Here is a 19307-nt window from a genome sequence, read left to right as displayed (position 1 = left end):
CGACGGCAGCGACACTCGGATCAACCCTTCCCAAACTAACGGATGCCCTGATGCTGGATCAGCTTGAAGCCGACTTCCCCGAGCACACGCCGCGCCCCGTCGATGCGCCAAGAGCGCTCGAGGGAGTCCGGGTGATCGATTTCTCGCATTTCATCGCGGGACCGTTTGCGACCATGATCCTCGCCGACATGGGCGCCGAGGTGATCAAGATCGAAGCGCCGGGCCGCGGTGACGATTTGCGCCGCTATCCCCCGGTGCATCCCGATCTCAGGCACGGTGCGCCGTTCCTCTGGACCAACCGCAACAAGCGCAGCGTCGCCCTCGATCTCAAATCGCCTGAGGGCCTCAAGGTCGCGCGCGAGCTGATCGCGACGGCGGACGTCGTCGTCGAGAATTTTTCGGCTGATGTGATGGCACGGCTGGGGCTCGACTATCAGAGCTGCCGCAAGATCAAACCCGAGATCATCTATTGCGCGGTGTCGGCCTATGGCCGCGACGGAGCGTTTTCGGACCGGCTTGGCTTCGATCCGATCGCGCAGGTCGAGAGCGGCTTCGTGTCGATGAATGGCTATGCCGACCGGGAGGGCGTGCGCGCATTGTCGCCGGTGATGGATATCAGCACCGCGATGATGGCAAGCAATGCGATCCTCGGCGCGCTGTTCGCGCGGGAGCGCAGCGGACAGGGCCAGGCCATCGAGGTATCGTTGTTCGAGAATGCCGTCCTGATGACTGGCTATGCGACCATGCAGTCGTTGTTCAGCGGCGCCGATCCGAAGCGAAGCGGCAACACCAGCCCGGACACCTGTCCGTCGGGTGTGTTCCTGGCGAGCGATTGCGCCTTCTATATCAACTGCGGCAACGACAAGATTTTCCAACGCCTGATGGCGCAGGTTGTCGAGCGTGAGGATCTCGCGGCGGCTGAGATCTATGCAACCGGCCCCGATCGAATCCGTCGGCGCGGGGAGTTGTTCGCGATCCTTGGCGATGCCTTTGCGCAGCAGCCCTGGTCGCACTGGCAATCGCGGATGCGGGCGGCGGGGGTGCCCTGCGGTCAGGTGCGCACCGTCGGCGAGGCGATCCGTTCCCCGGAGGCAAGGGAGCGCGGGATCGTCACCCGGATCCCTCACGAGACGGTGGGTTGGGTGCCGAACGTGAACCTGCCGATCCGCTATTCGCGGACGCCGATCGCTGATCCCGTCGCGGCACCGGCCGTCGGGCAGCACACCGAAAATGTCCTGCGCGAGCTGCTCGGCTACGATGAGGTGGAGATCGCGCGGCTTGCCGCAGGCGGGGCCTTCGGCAGCCAGCCCGCGCGACAGGAGGCCAAGCCGTGACGGCGCGCGCGCGAGACGAGCGGACGCTGCGGGGCCGTGTGGCTGTGATCGGGATCGGTGAAACGGATTATTATCGCCACGGCGCTTCTCCCGATCCGGAATTCAAGCTCGCGCTGAAAGCCATTCTGGCGGCGTGCGAGGATGCCGGGCTCGATCCGCGCGAGATCGACGGGTTCTCGTCTTACAGCGACGATCGCAGCGAGGCCTCGCGGCTGGCCGCGGCGCTGGGGACGCATCGATTGCGTTCCGCGACCATGCAATGGGGCGGAGGCGGCGGCGGTTGCTGTGCTGCGGTTGCCAACGCGGCAGCCTCGATCGTCGCGGGCCTCGCCGATTGTGTCGTGGTGTTCCGCTCATTGGCGCAGGGCCAACATGGCCGGTTCGGACAGGCGGGCGGGATCCACACGGTTTCGGGCGAGCGGTCCTACCTGATGCCTTATGGTGTGCTGGCGCCGCCGCAGCGCTTTGCCATGCGGGTGCAGCGCTACATGCACGAGCACGGCGTGCGGCAAGAGGCGTTGCGCGCGATTGCGCTCGCCTCCTATCACCATGCCCAGGCCAACCCGCGCGCTGTGATGCACGGCAAGCCGCTGGACGTCGAGAAATACGATGCCTCGCGCTGGATCGTGGAGCCGTTCCATCTCTACGATTGCTGCATGGAAAATGACGGCGCGGCGGCATTGCTGCTGGTATCGGCAGAGCGCGCCAGAGAATTCCGGCACAAGCCGGCCTATCTGCTCGGTGCCGCCTTTGGATCCGGACATCGCGCCGCAGCGACGGCGCACAACGCGCCGCTCTACGCCACGGCGAGTTTCGACACCGTCGCGCCCGATCTCTATCGGATGGCCGGAGTGGGGCCGTCCGATGTCGGCGTGGTCCAGGCGTATGAGAATTTCACCGGCGGTGTCGTTATGGCGCTGGCGGAGCACGGCTTCTTCAAGCCGGAGGAGGCCAACGACTTCCTGACATTCGAGAACCTGATCGCGCCGTCCGGGCGGCTGCCGCTCAACACCAGCGGCGGCAACCTCGCCGAATGCTACATGCACGGTTTTGAGCTCGTGCTGGAAGCGGTTCGCCAGGTGCGCGGCACCTCGCCGAGCCAGGCTCGACGCAGCGAGGTCGCAATGGTCATCGGAGGTCCGATGGTCTCTCCCGCGAGCAACCTCATCTTGGGTTCGGAGGCCACCTTATGAGCAAGCCGAGCGCGCGCTATCTCCCGGCAGGCCTGCCGATCCCGGTTGCAGAACCTGACGGCCTCTCCGCGCCTTATTGGGAAGGATTGCGTCAGGGCAAGCTGCTGGTGCAACGCTGCGGCCGCTGCGACACGTGGCAGTTTGGACCTGAATGGCTCTGCCACCGCTGCCACGCCTTCGACCCGGTCTGGACTGAGGTCACGCCGCGCGGCCGGATCTTCAGCTGGGAGCGCGTGTGGCATCCGTCGCATGCGGCGCTGAAAGGGCATGGACCTTACATCGCGGTGCTTGTCGAACTGCCGCATGCCGGCGGCATTCGCATGGTCGGCAATCTGCTCGGCGATCCCGAGCAGGCGGTTGTAATCGGCACAGATGTCGAAGGGATCTTCGAGCATCACCCGGAGTCGAACCCGCCTTACTCCCTGCTGCAATGGCGCCGGGCATAGGTTTCTTCGGAGTTACTATCCATCCCTGCGCTCGATACGGGCAATCGATCGCGCGTCTACCGGAGATAGATGGCCCGTGGATCGCTGCACCTGTGATCCGTCGCGGGTGACATCCGGTTTGCCTGGTTTCGCGTCAACTCGCTGACAGGATGAGCTTCGTGGGTCCTTGTCTCGCGGCAGATGACATGCAATCTTCCGCCCCCGGCAATGCTGTTCGAGAGCAACAAGAACAATAATCCCTCTCGTCCCTCCAATTCTGTCGAGGGCCTGACCATGTCGAACCTTACCCAAACGACGTCCGCTCCGTGGCGGATAGGAGTGCTGTTCTCGCGCACCGGCTTCATGTCGGTGATCGAGGAGACCCAGTATCAGGGCACGCAGCTTGCGATCGAGGAGGTGAACGAAGGAGGGGGGGTGTGCGGCCGCGAGCTGGTTCCCGTCGCCTACGACCCCGGCTCGGACTCGGCCGCCTATGGCCACTACGCCAAACGGTTGATGGTGGAGGATCAGGTCAGCACTATATTCGGCTGCTACACCTCGTCGAGCCGCAAGGCGGTGCTGCCGGTGGTCGAACGGCTGAATGGCCTGCTTTGGTATCCGACGCTCTATGAGGGTTTCGAGGCGTCGCCGAACGTCATCTACACCGGCGCCTCGCCGAATCAGAACAGCCTCGCGCTGTGCCGCTATCTGATGGATACGTTCGGAACACGGTTCTATTTCGTGGGATCGGACTATATCTATCCGCGCGAGTCGAACCGGGTGATGCGCGAACTGCTGAAGAGCAATGGCGGCTCGGTCGTGGGCGAGCGCTACGTCAATGTCTACGCGCGCTGGCAGGACTTTGTCCCGATCATCCAGGACATCAAGCGGGTCAGGCCCGACGTGATCTTCTCGACCGTCGTGGGGGAGGGCACGGTCTTCCTCTATCAGGCCTACGCGAATGTCGGGCTCGATCCAAAGCAAGTGCCGATCGCCAGCCTGACCACGACGGAAGCCGAAATTGCCGCCATGGGTTTCGACGTCGGTGAAGGACACGTCACCGCGGCATCCTATTTCCAGGGCGTCGAGGGCAGCGCCAACAGCGCGTTTGTGCAGCGCTTCAAGAAGCGGTTCGGCGCCGATATCTCGACCAACATGTGCGCAGAGGCGTCCTATTTCCAGCTGCATCTGTTTGCAAAGGCGCTCGAGCAGGTCAATTCGCTCGACACGGAAGTGCTCCGCTCGATGGTGTTCGGCACCAGCTTTGATGCACCGCAAGGTGCCGTCACCGTCAACCCGATGTCGGGCCACACCGATCTGTGGACGCGCATCGGACGCGCCAACCGCCAGGGACAGTTCGATGTGGTCAGCCAGTCGAAGGAGCCGGTGCATGCGGATCCGTTCCTGATCGGGTATGGTCGTGCAACGCAAACAGGAAGCGTCCAATGAACGAGCAGTCGCGTAAGCCGCAGCTGAGCCGAGACGTCGGCGGACGCAAGACCATGGTTCAGGAACTTGCCGATCTGTCGGCCGTCGTGGTCGCGCCGGTCGACGATCAGGTCGGCATGTTGCTCCGCGAATTACAGCGATTCAGGATGCGGGTGCGCCAGGTCTGGCCGATGCCGGAGAGCGTGCCGGCCGATGCCGACGTGGTGTACTGCGAATATTCACCGGATCTGGCGCGGCGCCTGCCGTGGATTCCCGGCGATGCGCGTTCCGCGCTGGTCGTGATCCTGCCGGCGACGGAAGCTGTTCACGCCGATGCGCTGTGTCACGCAACGCCCAACGCCGTTCTGCCGCGGCCGTTCACGCAGAACGCTGTGTTGTCCAGCCTCGTGCTGGCGCGCAGCCAGTTCAGTTACGAACGGCGGCTTCGCAGCAAGATCGAGAAGCTCGACGACAATCTGCGCTCGATGCGCACGGTGGAACGCGCCAAGGCCATCCTGATGGCGACGCGCCAGATGCCGGAAACCGAAGCCTATGGATTCATCAGACGACAGGCGATGGATCGTCGCGTGTCGGCAAGTGCAGTCGCCGCGGCGATTGTTGACTCGTTCGAACTGCTTGGCTACGATCATCAACAGTAAGCCCCAATAGCGGGGCCGGCGGCGACAGCGCCGCCTTCGACACAACCGGCAACAAAGCCCTCCCAATGCTCGCGTAAGCGCGCATCGGGAGGGCTTTTTGTTTTTTCAGTCCTGAAGGGAGCTAGGGATGAGCATTTCACGGCGGACTTTGCTGAGGAATACCGCGGCGCTTGGCGCGTTTGCCGGCGCCGGACTGCCGCATATCTGGATCAAGAACGCCGACCTCGCGCACGCCGCGGGCGGCGAGATCAAGGTCGGCGTGCTGTTCTCGCTGACGGGAACCACCGCGATCATCGAGGAATCGCTCAACAAGGCGACGCTGCTTGCGATCGAGGAGATCAACGCCGCCGGCGGCATCAAGGGCAGCAAGATCGTTCCGATCGTCGAGGATCCCGCGTCGGATCCGGCGACCTTCTCGGAGAAGGCGCGCAAGCTCGTCGTCGGCGACAAATGCGTCAGCGTGTTCGGCTCCTATACGTCGGCGAGCCGCAAGGCGGTGCTTCCGGTCTTCGAGCGGCAGAACAATCTCTATTGGTATCCGACGCTCTATGAGGGCCGCGAGTGCTCGAAGAACGTCATCTACACCGGCGCGGTGCCGAACCAGCAGCAGGACGAGTTCGTGCCCTGGCTGGTCAAGAAGTTCGGCAAGAAGTTCTATCTGATCGGCTCCAACTACATCTATCCGAAGGAAGAGAACAACTATTGCAAGAAGCTGCTCGAGAAGCTCGGCGGCGAGGTCGTGGCGGAAGAATATGTGCCGCTCGGCCATTCCGAATTCTCTTCCGTCATCAACAAGATCCGCTCGACGCAGCCGAACGTGATCTTCTCCACCGTGGTCGGCGATTCCGTGGTCGCGCTGCATCGTCAGTACAAGGCGGCCGGTCTCGATCCCGAGAAGATGCCGATGGCGAGCCTGACGACCTCCGAGAACGAGGTCGCGGCGATGGGCGGAGAGGCTGCCGCCGGTCACTTCACCTCGGCGCCGTACTTCATGGTGCACAAGTCGCCTGAGAACGAGAAATTCGTCGAGGCCTACAAGAAGCGCTGGGGCGCCGACAAGGTGACGCATTTCGTCTCTGAGGCCTGCTACTTCCAGACCTATCTGTTCAAGCAGGCGGTCGAGAAGCTGGCAACCAGCGACCTCACGCCGCCGAACATCCGCGACGCGGTCAAGGGCCAGGAAGTGATCGCGCCGCAGGGCAAGGTCCGGATCGAGCCGGAGAACCTGCACACCTGGCTATGGCCCAAGATCGCGCAGGCGAAGTCGAACGGCCAGTTCGAGATCCTCGTCGAGGCCAAGGAGTGGCTGAAGCCGGTGCCGTACGCGGCCTATCCCGGGCAGTCCTGCACCGAAAAGGGCCTGGTCGAGAAGAGCTGACGGGGGCTGACGACGGCCGTCGGCGTGCGGCGCCGGCGGCCAGCGTCCGGCAACAGATGCAACCTCTCGCGCCAGCGAGGGGAGGGCGCATCAACCGAACACACTGAAAGCGGATCCCGACGTGGACCAATTCATCGAACAAATCGTCACAGGCCTCAGCATCGGGTCGATTCTGCTGCTGGTCGCGCTGGGACTGTCGATCATCTACGGCTCGATGGGCATCATCAATCTCGCCCACGGCGAGTTCGTGATGCTCGGCGCTTACGCCGCCTGGGTGTTCCACACCTATCTCGGGCTCGGCCTGCTGGCGAGCCTCGTACCGATCTTCCTGGTGGTTGCCGCGTTCGGCTGGGTCATCGAGCGCTACGTCCTGAGCCTGCTCAACAACCGGCCGCTCGACACAATCCTCGCCACCTGGGGTGTCGGCATCATGCTGCAGCAGGCGGTGCGGCTGATGGTCGGCAGCGAACTCCGCTATGTGCAGCTGCCGCCGGCGCTGGCCGACAGCATGGACGTGTTCGGCATCCCGATATCGTCGTACCGGGTGTTCCTGTTCGTCGTGTCGATCGCGCTGTTCGGGGCGACCTGGTTGCTCATGAACCGCACCCCGGTCGGGATGAAGCTGCGGGCCATCATCCAGGACCGGTCGGTCGCCGCCTCGTTCGGCATCAATGCCAAGCGGGTCTATGCGCTGACCTTCGCCTACGGCGCGGGCCTTGCCGGACTTGCCGGCGCGCTGGTGTCGCCGCTCAAGAGCGTGTCGCCGGATATGGGCACCGGCTACGTGGTCGACGCCTTCATGGTGGTGGTGCTCGGCGGCGTGCAGAGCCTCGCCGGCACCGTGGCGAGTGCCTTCATCCTCGGGGAGCTCTCCGGCGGCATCGCCTTCCTGCAGAACGACACGGTGGCCAAGACGATCGTGCTGCTCGCTATCGTCGTCCTCATCCGTTTCCGCCCCGAGGGGCTTTTCACCGCACGCGTGCGGGCCTGAGACAGATCGCTCATCTATGCCGTCGAATATTTCCAACTCCAGCGGATTGCAGCGCCTGATCGCGCAACTTGCGCCGTTGCTGATGGTTTCCGCGCTGGTGTTCGCGCTCCCGGTGCTGCTCAACAATGACTTCCTGCTCAACAAGGTCGCGCGCTATCTCGTGCTGGGCATCCTCACGATATCGCTCGGGCTGTCCTGGGGCTTCGGCGGCATCCTGAATCTCGGCCAGGCGATGAGCTTCGGGCTCGGCTCCTACGCCATGGCGATGGCGCTGAAGCTCAAGACCGTGCCGGTGCATACGGGGGCCAGCGGACTGCCGGACTTCATGGTCTGGAACAATGTCCAGCATTTGCCCTGGTTCTGGGAGCCGTTCCGGTCGCTCAGCTTCGCCATCGCCGCGGGCCTGCTCGTGCCGGCGCTGGTTGCGGCGGCACTCGGCTGGTTCATGTTCCGAGGACGGGTCACCGGCGTCTACGTTTCGATCATCACGCTCGCCACCATGGTGGTGATCAATCTCGTGATCATCGACCAGCAGAGCTACACCGGCGGCTTCAACGGCATCACCGATCTCGCCCAGCTCGAGCTGTTCGGCGTCGCGTTCGATGCCTATGGCCGCGCGACCTACTATCTCGTTGCCGGATGTGTGCTGCTCAGTCTGCTGGTTGCCTTTGCCTTCACCAAGTCAAGGGCCGGCCTGATCGTGCAGGCGATCCGCGACCACGAGAGTAGGGTGCGCTACTTCGGCTACGACGTCGCGCTCTACCAGATCTTCGTGTTCGCGCTGTCGGCTGCGATCGCAGGTCTCGCCGGCATGCTCTACACGATCGTGATGGAGTTTGCCTCGCCGACCTTCCTCGGCGTGCAGCTCTCGCTCTCGGTCGTGGTGTGGTGCGCCGTCGGCGGCAGGCAAAGCCTGGTCGGGGCATTCCTCGGCGCGGTGCTGGTCGCGGGCATGCAGGGCGCGCTGTCGGAATCCGCGGCGTTCCTCGAAACCTGGACGCTGGTGATGGGCGCGCTGTTCGTGCTCGTGGTGCTGTTCCTGCCCAAGGGGCTCGCCGGCCTCGCGCAGGCCATTTGGCGCTGGGTTGCCCAGCGCAGACAGGCCACCAGCGGCGCGGTTGCACGGGGTGTCAGCCAGACGGAGGGCAGCACATGAGCTCCCATCTCGATCTCCGCGACGTCTCGGTCAGCTTCAACGGTTTCAAGGCGCTCAATTCGCTCAACATGAGCGTCGGCAAGGGCGAGCTACGCTGCCTGATCGGGCCGAACGGCGCCGGCAAGACCACGGCGCTGGACATCATCTGCGGCAAGGTGAAGCCCAGCGCAGGCACCGTCAGCTTTGACGGCACCGCGCTGCAGGATCTCGAGGAATACGAGATCGCCCGCGCCGGTGTCGGCCGCAAGTTCCAGGTGCCGAGCGTCTTCCGCGAGCTCTCGGTCAGCGACAATCTCGAAGTGGCGCGGGCGCGCCGCACCTCCGTGTTCGGCAATCTGCGCTGGAGTATCGGCAATGCTGGGCGCGACGACATCGAGCGTCTTGCCGAGCTGGTCGGACTCACCGAGCAGCTCGACCGGCCGGCCGCCTATTTGTCGCACGGCCAGACCCAGTGGCTGGAGATCGGCATGCTGGTCGCCCAGGACGCCGAGCTGATCCTGATGGATGAGCCGACCGCGGGCATGACGGCGCAGGAAACCCGCAAGACCGCCGAACTGTTCGCACGGCTGAAGGGCAAGCACACGCTGATCGTGGTCGAGCACGACATGGGCTTCGTCAAGGCGATCGGCGACATCATCTCGGTGATGCATATGGGCCAGATGCTGGCCGAGGGCACCGCAGCGGAGGTGGAGGCGCATCCCGAAGTGCGCCGCGCCTATCTCGGATCGGGAGGCATCAGCCATGCTTGAGCTGACCGACGTCGACGCTTTCTATGGCAACAGCCGCGCCCTGCAAGGCATCAATCTGATGGTGGGCAACGGCGAGTTCCTGTCGGTGCTCGGCCGCAACGGCGTCGGCAAGACCACGCTGATGCGCAGCATCCTCGGCCTGATGGACCGGTGCACCGGACGCCTGTCGCTCGACGGCGCCGACATCTCGCCGCTGCGGACCCATCAGCGCGCCAAGGCCGGCATCGCCTACGTGCCGCAGGGCCGCGGCATCCTGCCGCGCTTCACCGTGCGGGAGAATTTGACGCTCGGAACCTTCGCGGCGAAATCGGCCAACGGCATCGAGGAATGGGTGCTCGAGCTGTTTCCGGTGCTCAAGGATTTTCTCAATCGCTACGGCGGCAATCTCTCCGGCGGTCAGCAGCAGCAACTTGCGATCGCACGTGCGCTGCTTGCCCAGCCCAAGGTCATCCTGCTGGACGAGCCGACCGAGGGCATCCAGCCGAACATCGTCGAGCAGATCGAGGACGTGATCGTCAAACTCAATCGCGAGCGCGGAATCACGGTGGTGCTGGTCGAACAGAATGTCGCGTTCGCGCGGCGCGCGTCCCACCGCTTCGCGTTGCTCGAAAAGGGACGCGTCGTCGCCAAGGGCGCGATCGGTGAGCTCACCGATGATCTCATCCAGCTACACATGGCCGTGTAGCGGGAATTATCGTTCAGAAAGGGAGTCGAGACATGTTGCATGGAGATATATCGAGCAGCAAGGACACGGTCGGCGTTGCCGTGGTCAATTACAAGATGCCGCGTCTGCACACCAAGGCCGAGGTGCTGGATAACGCGCGCAACATCGCCAAGATGGTCGAGGGCATGAAGCTCGGTCTGCCGGGCATGGACCTCGTGATCTTCCCGGAATACTCGACCCACGGCATCATGTACGACTCCAAGGAGATGTACGAGACGGCTTCGTCAGTGCCGGGCGAGGAAACCCGCATCTTCGCCGATGCCTGCCGCAAGGCGAAGGTCTGGGGCGTGTTTTCGCTGACCGGCGAACGCCATGAGGAGCATCCCAACAAGGCGCCGTACAACACGCTGATCCTGATGAACGACAAGGGCGAGATCGTCCAGAAGTATCGCAAGATCATGCCGTGGGTGCCGATCGAAGGGTGGTATCCCGGCGACTGCACCTATGTCTCGGAGGGACCGAAGGGCCTGAAGATCAGCCTGATCATCTGCGACGACGGCAACTATCCGGAGATCTGGCGTGACTGCGCGATGCGCGGCGCCGAGCTGATCGTCCGCTGCCAGGGCTACATGTATCCGGCCAAGGAGCAGCAGATCCAGATCTCGAAATCGATGGCCTGGGCCAACAACTGCTACGTTGCGGTCGCCAACGCCTCCGGCTTCGACGGCGTGTATTCCTACTTCGGCCATTCCGCGCTCATCGGCTTCGACGGCCGGACGCTCGGCGAGTGCGGCACCGAGGAGAACGGCATCCAGTACGCCCAGCTCTCGGTGTCGCTGATCCGCGATGCCCGCCGCAACATGCAGTCGCAGAACCATCTCTTCAAGCTGATGCACCGCGGCTATACCGGCCTGATCAACTCCGGAGAGGGCGATCGCGGCCACGCGGTCTGTCCGTACACCTTCTACAAGAACTGGATCACGGACCCCGAAGGTACGCGGGAGATGGTTGAAGCCATGACCCGTCCGACTGTCGGGACCGACGAGTGTCCGATCGAGGGCATTCCGAACCAGAAAGTCGCGCATCGTTGATTGGAAAAGCCGAGCTGTGCCGGCGCGATCATTCGCGCCGGCGCGGTTCTGAAACTGTTGCAGCGGGAAACGGGGGTTACCATGAGCAGCGAAGCAAATAGCGGACTGGTGCACCAGACCGAGGGGCAGATCGACGACCTTCTCGGTCACGAGTTCGAGCACGAGCCGGTGCCGATCAGCGCCCGGCGCAGCGCCTTCTCGGTCACCATGGTGTGGCTGGGCTTTCCGATGATCATCACCGGCGCAATGACGGGATCGCTGCTGGTGCTGGGCATGGGCTTCAAGAATGCTTTGGTGGCCATGATCGTCGGCAATCTGATCATGTTCGCCTATGTGGGCGCGCTCGGCCTGATCGGCACCAGGCGCGGCATGAACTTCGCGCTGATCGCGAGCATCGTGTTCGGAAAGAAGGGCTATGTGCTGGCGTCGGGCCTGCTGTCGACCTTGCTGCTCGGCTGGTATGCGGTGCAGACCGGCATCACCGGCGCATTGATCTCCTCGACCTACGGCCTCAATTATGTGGCGATGACCATCGTCGCAGGCGTGCTCTATATCGGCATCACCTTCGTCGGCGTGAAGGGATTGCACTATATCGGGCTGGCGTCGGTTCCGTTGTTTGTCGTCCTCGGACTTTGGGTCGCGGCCGATGCGGCGTCGACCACGACGGCAGCGGCGATCTTCAGTTATGCCGGCAATAATGGCGTAGCCAGCATGTCGATGGGCGTCGGTCTCACGGTGGTGCTCGCGCTATTCATCGACGCCGGCACAGTGACGGCGGACTTCAACCGCTGGGCGCCGAGTCCGCGCGCGTCCCTGTTCGCCACGTTCAGCGCATTTCCGTTCGCCAATCTGGTGGCGATGCTGGTCGGCGGCGTGATGACGGCCGCGCTTGCGGTGCCGAACGCCAACCCGTTCGGTGTCGACAACATGTTCGGCTACATGAACGGCAAGCAGCTCACCTGGCTCAGCATTCTCGCGTTCGTCTTCCTCTACGCCAATCTCGGATCGGTCTGCTCGCACTGCCTGTACAATGCGGCCACCGGCTGGTCGCGTATCCTCGGGACCAACATGCGGCTGATGGCCGTGATCCTCGGCGCCATCGGCATCATCGTTGCCGCGGGGAATGTCTGGGCGTTCTTCATCCAGTGGCTGTCGCTGCTCGGCATCCTCGTGCCGCCGATCGGCGCGATCATCCTGGTCGATCAGTACCTGTTGCGGACCGGGGCGCGTGCGGACGTGGACTGGCGCGCGAAGCCCTTCATTGCCTGGGGCATCGGGTCGCTGTGCGCATTTGCGGTTGAAAATCTGATGCCGGGGCTGTCCACTGCGATATCAGCCGCGCTGGTCGCCGGCATCGTGTACGGGGCGATCGCGCGGGTGGAATCTTCCACCGAAAAGGTGGCGCGGCCCGCTTAAGCGACAAGCTCGATCAAGCAAGAAGGATACATCAATGAGCGTCGACTATCAGATCTATGATCTCGGCAATCTGGCCTTGCAGCGCGGCGCGACCCTCCGCGACTGCAAGCTCGCCTACAAGACGTTTGGCCAGCTCAACGCGGCCAAGGACAACGTGATCGTCTATCCGACCTGGTACTCCGGCCAGCACACCGACAATGAATGGCTGATCGGGCCGGGCATGGCGCTCGATCCGGCGAAGTACTTCATCATCATTCCAAATATGCTGGGCAACGGCCTGTCGTCGTCGCCGAGCAATACGCCGGAGCCTTACAACGGGCCGCGTTTTCCGCAGGTGACGGCCTATGACAATGTCCGCGCCCAGCACCGGCTGGTGACCGAGAAGTTCGGCATCAAGCACATCCGTCTGGTGGTCGGCTGGTCGATGGGCGCGTTGCAGACGTTCCATTGGGGCGCGCTCTATCCCGATATGATGGATCTGCTGGCGCCGTTCTGCGGCTCTGCGAAATGCTCGCGTCACAACTACGTGTTCCTCGAGGGCGTGAAGGCCGCGCTCACGGCGGATGCGGCGTGGAAGGAGGGCTGGTACACCGACAAGCCGGCCCGCGGCCTGCGCGCCGCCGCGCGGGTCTATGCCGGTTGGGGCTTTTCGCAGGCCTTCTACCGCGAGCAGCTCGACATCAACACGATGGGCTATTCGTCGCTGGAGGATTTCCTAGTGGCGTTCTGGGAGGGCTTCTTCCTGCCGAAGGATCCCAACAACCTGCTCACCATGCTGTGGACCTGGCAGAATGGCGACATCAGTGCCAACGAGATCTACAACGGCGACTTCAAGGCTGCGCTGAAGGCGATCAAGGCCAAGGCCTACGTCATGCCGGGGCAGACCGATCTCTACTTCCCGCCTGAAGACAGCGAGAACGAGGTCGCGAACATGCCGAACGCCAAGTTCGTGCCGGTGCCGTCGATCTGGGGACATTTCGCGGGCGGGCCGGGGACCAATCCGGTCGATGTCGCCTTCATCGATAGCAAGCTCAAGGAACTGCTCGCATCGTGAGTTCAATCGGTTGCGAACGGCTGCCTGCGCGATCATGGGAGGCGTGAGCTTGTCCAATCCCGCTTTGCTGCTCGACCAGTACCGCATCCGCCAGGAGCCGTATTACCGGCCGGTCAAGGATGAGGTCGAACTGTTCGGCGCAGCCTATGCCAACCGCATGCCGGTGATGCTGAAAGGTCCGACCGGCTGCGGCAAGACTCGCTTCATCGAATACATGGCCTGGCGGCTCGGCCGGCCGCTCATCACGGTCGCCTGTCACGAGGACATGACGGCGGCGGATCTGGTGGGGCGGTGGCTGCTCGATGCGGAGGGTACGGTGTGGAGCGACGGCCCGCTGACGACGGCCGTGCGTCTCGGCGCGATCTGCTACCTCGACGAGATCGTCGAGGCGCGTCAGGACACGACGGTCGTGATCCATCCCCTGACCGACGATCGTCGTGTGCTGCCGCTGGAAAAGCGTGGCGAGCTGATCCACGCGCATTCCGATTTCCAGCTCGTGATTTCCTACAATCCGGGCTACCAGAGCGCGATCAAGGACCTCAAGGAATCCACCAAGCAGCGTTTTGCGGCGCTGGATTTCGGGTATCCCGACCGGCCGGTCGAAACCGAGGTGGTGTCGCGCGAGGCCGGCATCGAGCCCAATCTCGCCGATCTCCTGGTGAAGATCGCCCAGCACAGCCGCAATTTGAAGGGCCAGGGTCTCGACGAAGGCGCTTCGACCCGGATGCTGGTCAATGCCGGCCGCTTGATCGGATGCGGCATCAGCCTCGAAAAGGCCTGCGAGACCACGATCGTCGTTCCCTTGACCGATGATGCGGACACCAGGAACACCTTGCGTGACGTGATTTCGGCCTCTGCGTAAACGGAAACTCGGCGGTGGCGGTCGCGCAAATCAGTTCGCTCGATGGCTTCCGGTCCGGGCGCCGGCTTGCGGCGCTGCTGCGCGGCCACGATGAGATCGCCGTGGCGGTGCAGGCGGCGCGGGCCGCCTTGCACCGGATGGGGGCGTTCGATCGTCTGGCGGCCTGGGACGAGGCGGTGCACGACCTGTTCGAGGCCAACCTCGGCCAGGCGGTGGTTCTGGGCTTTCTAAAGCTATCGGAGCAATGGCCGGCGCTGCGATCGACCGATGACCTGATCGCGATCGGACGCGCCGCAGGCGATATCGGCCGCAGCGCCGGAAGCCGCGCTGCCCATGCCTTGCTGACCGAATTGTCCAAAGTGCTGCCGCGGCTTGCGAGTGCCGGAGAACTCACGGTGGTTCTTGCCGCGCTCGGCCAACTCGCAGATGCAGGCCCGGAATCGGTGGGCCTTGCGCTCGGCCGGCTGGAGCCGCTGCTCGCGCACGCCGGGGCCGACGATTTTTCCGCCTGGGTTTCGGCCGGCTTGCGCGCAAGCGGCGGCCGCGCATCGCGCCGGCGCGCCTATTTCGCGCTCGACGATCCGCTCTCGGCGCGGCTGTTCGCGGTCGGCCGGACCGGCGATGATTTTGCTCGCCTGGAAAAGCGCCTCGCCGCAACCACGCTCGCCCTCTGGAACAGGAAGCCGCGTTTCCGCAAGCTTGCGGTTGCGCCGACGCCGGTGCCACGGCGCGCCTCGCTCGCCGCCGGCCTGATCGGGCTCCCGGAGACCTTTCCCGGCTTCGCGGGCGAGGCGGCGGACACCATCTATCTCGCCGCGGTCGCGCATGCCGGCGCGCATCTGGTGCACTCCACCCTCCGCTTTCCTGTCGGGCGGCTGAAGGCGCTGCAGATCGCGCTGGTCTCGCTGATCGAGGATGCCCGGGTCGAGACGCTGGCGCTTCGCGAGATGCCCGGGCTGCGCCGGCTCTGGTTGCCATTCCACAGTGCGACGCCAACCGGCCAGGCAACCGCCGCCGGACTGATGATGCGGCTCGCGCGGGCGCTGATCGATCCGGACTATCAGGATCCGGATGCGTGGGTGACCAAGGGGCGCGCACTGTTTGCCGATGCCGCCGACCGCTGGATTGATCCGGCCGTCAGCCGCGAGATCGGCGGGCTGCTCGGCAACGACATCGGGCAGATGCGGCTGCAGTTCAATGCCAGGAGCTACGTCGTCGAGCCGGCCTATCGCGATGACAATCTGGCGCTGTGGGATTTTGGCGATCAGCCGGACAGCCCGGCCGAGACGATCGAACTTGCGGTCGATTCGGTGCGGATCGAGCGCCGCGACGACGTCGATGGGCAGTCCACCGACAACGACGCAAGGCCCGACGAGACGCTGCGCGCGAAGGCCGCAGCGGTGACCCTGCTGGACGGATTTCCGGTCGCAACCTACCCGGAATGGGACTATGCGACGCGCACCGAGCGCGCGGACTGGACCACGATCCTGGAGGCTGACGCAGCGGTTTCCACGCAGCCGTTCGACCCTTCGAGGGATGCCGAGGCGATGCGCTGGATCACCGAGCTGACCCGCGACGCCTCGATCGGCCGCCGCATCAGACACAAGGGCCAGCGCGACGGCGACGCGCTCGACATCGACGCGGCGATCGCGCTGACGATCGAGCGCCGTGCCGGCAGCATCAGCGAGCCGAGGGTCTATCAGCGCGATGCGCCGGGACCGCGTGATCTTGCCGTTCTGCTGCTGCTCGACCTGTCGCAATCGACCGCGGACCGCGATCGTCGCGGCCGGACGATTCTCGACGTCGAGCGCAAGGCCGCCGCGATCATGGCGACGGCGGTCGAGGCCGCCAATGACGCGATCGCGGTGCACGGCTTCAGCTCCGACGGCCGCGAGCGCGTGCGCTATCTCCGCATCAAGGGCTTCGAGGAGCCGATGGACGCCGTCGTGCGTTCGCGTCTCGCGGGCCTTGGCAGCAGCCATTCCACCCGGCTCGGTGCCGCGTTGCGCCACGCCGGGGGCTACCTCGCGGGGCGACGCGCATTCCGCAAGGTGTTGCTGGTTCTGACCGACGGCGAGCCGTCCGACGTCGATGTGCCCGATCCGCAATATCTGGTGGAGGACGCGCGCCGTGCCGCTCAGCAGCTGAGGCGGCGCGGCACCGATATATTTGCCTTCGGCATCGGTGAGGACAGATTTCCCCAGCTCGATCGCATTTTCGGCGAGCGCCATGCGCTCCGGGTGCCCCGCATCGAGGTTTTGCCGCAACGGGTGATGCAGCTTTATGCGGAACTGAAGAAATAGCGCTGCGATCCCGAGCGGGCTCGGATCCTCGTCCACGAGCCTACGCACCGCTGTCACACTTCGACGCTAACGTTGCAGATTGGACACAGTCGCCCGCCTTGGGAAACAATCGACGCGGATACGATGAGCATTGGATATCTTTCGAGGGGCTTGGCAGGGCGCCCCTCAGACGCTCGTCGATTTTGCGTTTTGATCTGCCTCTGCATGCTGGGCGCGGGCAGCGATGTCGCGATGGCGCAGGAGAGTCCGACCGCTGCTGCGCCGCGCCTCACCTTCGATATTCCGTCGCAACCCCTGACATCCGCACTGGAAAGTTATGGCGCCACGTCGCGGCGTGAGGTGCTCTACGATGCGCGGCTTGCGACCGGCCGCCTTTCAGGCGAGGTGAGGGGCGTTTTCGCGCCTTCTGAAGCCCTACAGATATTGCTCGATGGCACCGGCCTTGTCGGCCGTCTGACGTCGGAGAACGCCGTGGTGATCGTGCCCTCGGCTGCGGCTGCCGGTCAGCCGGCGGCGTCTGACGTCGATGCGCGAAAAGGCGATCCGGTCATTCGTGCCCGTTACTATGCCGTGGTGCAGGAGCGCGTTCGCGACGCCTTCTGCAGGGATACTTTGCTGCGGCCGGGCCGCTATCGGATCGCCGTGCAGTTCTGGATCGCTGCAACGGGATCCGTGCAACAGACCAGACTCTTGAGCAAGACAGGCGATGACCGGGTCGACAGCGCGATCGAGACGACCCTTCGCGGATTGAGCATGAACGAGGTGCCGCCGCCCGGCATCTCGCAACCCCTCACGATGGTCGTTGCGGCGCGTCCGTCGGAACGGACGCAGGACTGCGCCGGGATCGACGCAATCCGGACCAGCGGTGGGGTGAATTGAGCGTGCCGCAATGAGCGACGCAACCCGGACCATGCTGCGCAGCTTCCTGGCTGCCCGTTACGACGATCTCAAGCTGCGGCTGAGCCGTCGTCTCGGATCGGCGGAGCTTGCCAGCGATGCGTTGCAGGACACCTATGTGCGTCTCGGGCGGGCCGAGGTGGCGGGGTCGGTGCAAAGCCCGGCGGCCTATCTGTTCCGCATGGCCTTTAACGTCGCAATCGACCGGCAGCGGGCCGAGAAACGGCGTCTGGCCCGCAATGAGGTTCAGGATCTGCTTCATATTGTGGACGACGCGCCGGGGCCGGGTCAGATCACGGAGGCTCGCTTCGAGATCGAGGCCCTGGAGAAGGCGATCGCGGAATTGACGCCGCGCCGCCGGGTCATCCTGCTGGCCGCGCGGCTTCAGGGAATGCCGCAGCGGGAGATCGCCAGCCGGCTCGGGGTCTCGTTGCGCCTGGTCGAGAAGGAACTCCGCCTCGCCCAGGAACACTGCGCGCTGAAGCTGGGAAAATAGTTGTGCGGTTGATGGCTATCGCGAACGTCAGGTGGATAGGCGGACGGTTCGGCCGCGGAGGCTGCCGTTTGCGCGCGCGGCGAGGCGAGTCCGCATGACGTACGAAGGCGGCAAATCGACGATAGGGCTCGGCGCGATGGAGCGGGAGGCACATGCCTGGGTGAGGCGATTGACGTCAGGAGACGCGACAGTCGAGGACGCCGAGGCATTCCAGCTGTGGCGCCAGCAGAGCGCGGCCCATGCGACTGCCTTTGCCAAGGCAAGCAAGCTTTGGGAGACGGTCGGCCAAGCCGGCCATAACCTCCGGTATGACCCTGCGTCGCTGGGCGCATTGCTTGACGGCGAAGCGAAGCGCGTGATGACCCGCAGGCTGGTGCTCGGCGGGGGACTTGCGACCGCCGCGGCCGCCGTCGGAGCGGTGACGCTGCGGCCCCCGCTCGAGCTCTGGCCGTCATGGTCCGAGCTTGCGGCCGACTACCGGACCGGTACTGGAGAGCAGCGCAAGCTCGCATTGAACGACAATGTGTCGATCAACCTGGACACGCGAACCAGCATCGCGCTGCGCCCGGATCATGGCGACACCAGCCGGATCGAGTTGATCACGGGACAGGCATCGATCGCGACGGCCACGCAGCAGTCCCGATCGGTGACGGTGATCGCGTCCAGTGGTCAAACGGTGGCATCGCAAGCCTCGTTCGACGTCCGCTACCTCGGAGCCGAGGTGCGCGTCACCTGTCTCGGCGGCGAGGTTCGCGTCGAGCATCAGGGAAACGCCCGTACCGTTCGTGAAAGGCAGCAGATCGCCTATGACGAGAGGCGCATGAGCGACCTCGTCGCGATCGATCCGGCCGTCGAGGCGGCCTGGCAGGAGGGATTGCTGATCTTCCGCTACACGCCCCTGCCCAAGGTGGTGGAGGAGGTGAACCGGTACCGGTCGGGCCGGATTTTCATCGTCAATGCCGAGCTTAACGCCCATCTGATCAACGGCCGCTTCCATATCGATCGGATCGACGAGGTTCTCCTGCAGCTCGAACAAGCCTTTGGCGTGAAAGCCAAGACACTTCCCGGCGGCATTGTGCTGCTCAGCTGAGGAGGCCTCCAGCGGTTTGCAAAAAATTTCGCATCCGGCGTGCGGGTCGGCCCATTCGGGATCGTCACAGCCGCGAGGGTCTCGGTGCTGGCGCCGAGACGCGAAATCTTCGGCTGTCGTC

At 64.3% G+C, this 19307-nt stretch carries 18 protein-coding genes; all 18 read left to right on the top strand.

Going from position 1 to position 19307, the window contains the following annotated elements; all coding sequences use genetic code 11:
- Window positions 1–50 precede the first annotated feature (50 nt).
- The 18 genes from AC066Y_RS30180 (at window position 51) to AC066Y_RS30095 (ending at window position 19186) form a co-directional block, all read left to right on the top strand.
- Entirely contained in the window at window positions 51–1334 is a 1284-nt protein-coding gene (locus tag AC066Y_RS30180; protein ID WP_478277042.1) for a CaiB/BaiF CoA transferase family protein, read from the top strand.
- The gene (locus tag AC066Y_RS30175; protein ID WP_478277041.1) at window positions 1331–2527 is read left to right on the top strand and encodes a thiolase C-terminal domain-containing protein; all 1197 of its coding nucleotides are present in this window, start codon (window positions 1331–1333) and stop codon (window positions 2525–2527) included. Before AC066Y_RS30180 ends, AC066Y_RS30175 begins: the two co-directional genes overlap by 4 nt.
- Window positions 2524–2973 carry a Zn-ribbon domain-containing OB-fold protein gene (locus tag AC066Y_RS30170; RefSeq protein WP_478277040.1) on the top strand — a complete coding sequence of 150 codons (450 nt, stop codon included), beginning with the start codon at window positions 2524–2526 and terminating at the stop codon, window positions 2971–2973. Before AC066Y_RS30175 ends, AC066Y_RS30170 begins: the two co-directional genes overlap by 4 nt.
- 273 nt (window positions 2974–3246) lie before the next feature.
- Entirely contained in the window at window positions 3247–4401 is a 1155-nt protein-coding gene (locus tag AC066Y_RS30165) for a transporter substrate-binding domain-containing protein (protein ID WP_478277039.1), read from the top strand.
- Entirely contained in the window at window positions 4398–5039 is a 642-nt protein-coding gene (locus tag AC066Y_RS30160; protein ID WP_478277038.1) for an ANTAR domain-containing response regulator, read from the top strand. Before AC066Y_RS30165 ends, AC066Y_RS30160 begins: the two co-directional genes overlap by 4 nt.
- A gap of 127 nt (window positions 5040–5166) precedes the next feature.
- Entirely contained in the window at window positions 5167–6417 is a 1251-nt protein-coding gene (locus AC066Y_RS30155) for a transporter substrate-binding domain-containing protein (RefSeq protein ID WP_478277037.1), read from the top strand.
- Between the two features lie 121 nt (window positions 6418–6538).
- Window positions 6539–7408, top strand: a complete 870-nt coding sequence (urtB, locus tag AC066Y_RS30150; protein WP_478277036.1) for an urea ABC transporter permease subunit UrtB — start codon at window positions 6539–6541, stop codon at window positions 7406–7408.
- Between the two features lie 16 nt (window positions 7409–7424).
- Window positions 7425–8564 carry an urea ABC transporter permease subunit UrtC gene (urtC, locus tag AC066Y_RS30145; RefSeq protein ID WP_478277035.1) on the top strand — a complete coding sequence of 380 codons (1140 nt, stop codon included), beginning with the start codon at window positions 7425–7427 and terminating at the stop codon, window positions 8562–8564.
- The gene (urtD, locus tag AC066Y_RS30140; protein WP_092125393.1) at window positions 8561–9313 is read left to right on the top strand and encodes an urea ABC transporter ATP-binding protein UrtD; all 753 of its coding nucleotides are present in this window, start codon (window positions 8561–8563) and stop codon (window positions 9311–9313) included. The genes urtC and urtD overlap by 4 nt, the downstream gene beginning before the upstream one ends.
- Entirely contained in the window at window positions 9306–9998 is a 693-nt protein-coding gene (urtE, locus tag AC066Y_RS30135) for an urea ABC transporter ATP-binding subunit UrtE (protein ID WP_092125394.1), read from the top strand. Before urtD ends, urtE begins: the two co-directional genes overlap by 8 nt.
- A gap of 32 nt (window positions 9999–10030) precedes the next feature.
- Window positions 10031–11068 (top strand): aliphatic amidase, encoded by a 1038-nt coding sequence (locus tag AC066Y_RS30130; RefSeq protein ID WP_092125395.1) that lies wholly within the window; start codon window positions 10031–10033, stop codon window positions 11066–11068.
- Between the two features lie 81 nt (window positions 11069–11149).
- Window positions 11150–12484: a purine-cytosine permease family protein gene (locus tag AC066Y_RS30125; RefSeq protein ID WP_478277034.1), complete on the top strand. Its 1335-nt coding sequence runs from the start codon at window positions 11150–11152 to the stop codon at window positions 12482–12484.
- Between the two features lie 34 nt (window positions 12485–12518).
- Entirely contained in the window at window positions 12519–13538 is a 1020-nt protein-coding gene (locus tag AC066Y_RS30120; RefSeq protein ID WP_478277033.1) for an alpha/beta fold hydrolase, read from the top strand.
- 49 nt (window positions 13539–13587) lie between these two features.
- Window positions 13588–14400, top strand: a complete 813-nt coding sequence (locus AC066Y_RS30115; protein WP_478277032.1) for an AAA family ATPase — start codon at window positions 13588–13590, stop codon at window positions 14398–14400.
- A gap of 14 nt (window positions 14401–14414) precedes the next feature.
- Window positions 14415–16703 (top strand): nitric oxide reductase activation protein NorD, encoded by a 2289-nt coding sequence (locus AC066Y_RS30110; RefSeq protein ID WP_478277031.1) that lies wholly within the window; start codon window positions 14415–14417, stop codon window positions 16701–16703.
- A 72-nt stretch (window positions 16704–16775) separates the two neighbouring features.
- Window positions 16776–17582, top strand: coding sequence for a TonB C-terminal domain-containing protein (locus tag AC066Y_RS30105; RefSeq protein ID WP_478277030.1), 807 nt, complete (start codon window positions 16776–16778; stop codon window positions 17580–17582).
- 10 nt (window positions 17583–17592) lie between these two features.
- A complete protein-coding gene (locus tag AC066Y_RS30100; protein ID WP_176532285.1) occupies window positions 17593–18096 on the top strand; it encodes an RNA polymerase sigma factor in 504 nt (167 codons plus the stop codon).
- A 94-nt stretch (window positions 18097–18190) separates the two neighbouring features.
- Entirely contained in the window at window positions 18191–19186 is a 996-nt protein-coding gene (locus tag AC066Y_RS30095; protein WP_478277029.1) for a FecR family protein, read from the top strand.
- Window positions 19187–19307 lie beyond the last annotated feature (121 nt).

The sequence above is a fragment of the Bradyrhizobium sp. USDA3010 genome (assembly GCF_056429065.1).
This window is presented reverse-complemented; position numbering and strand designations above follow the sequence as displayed.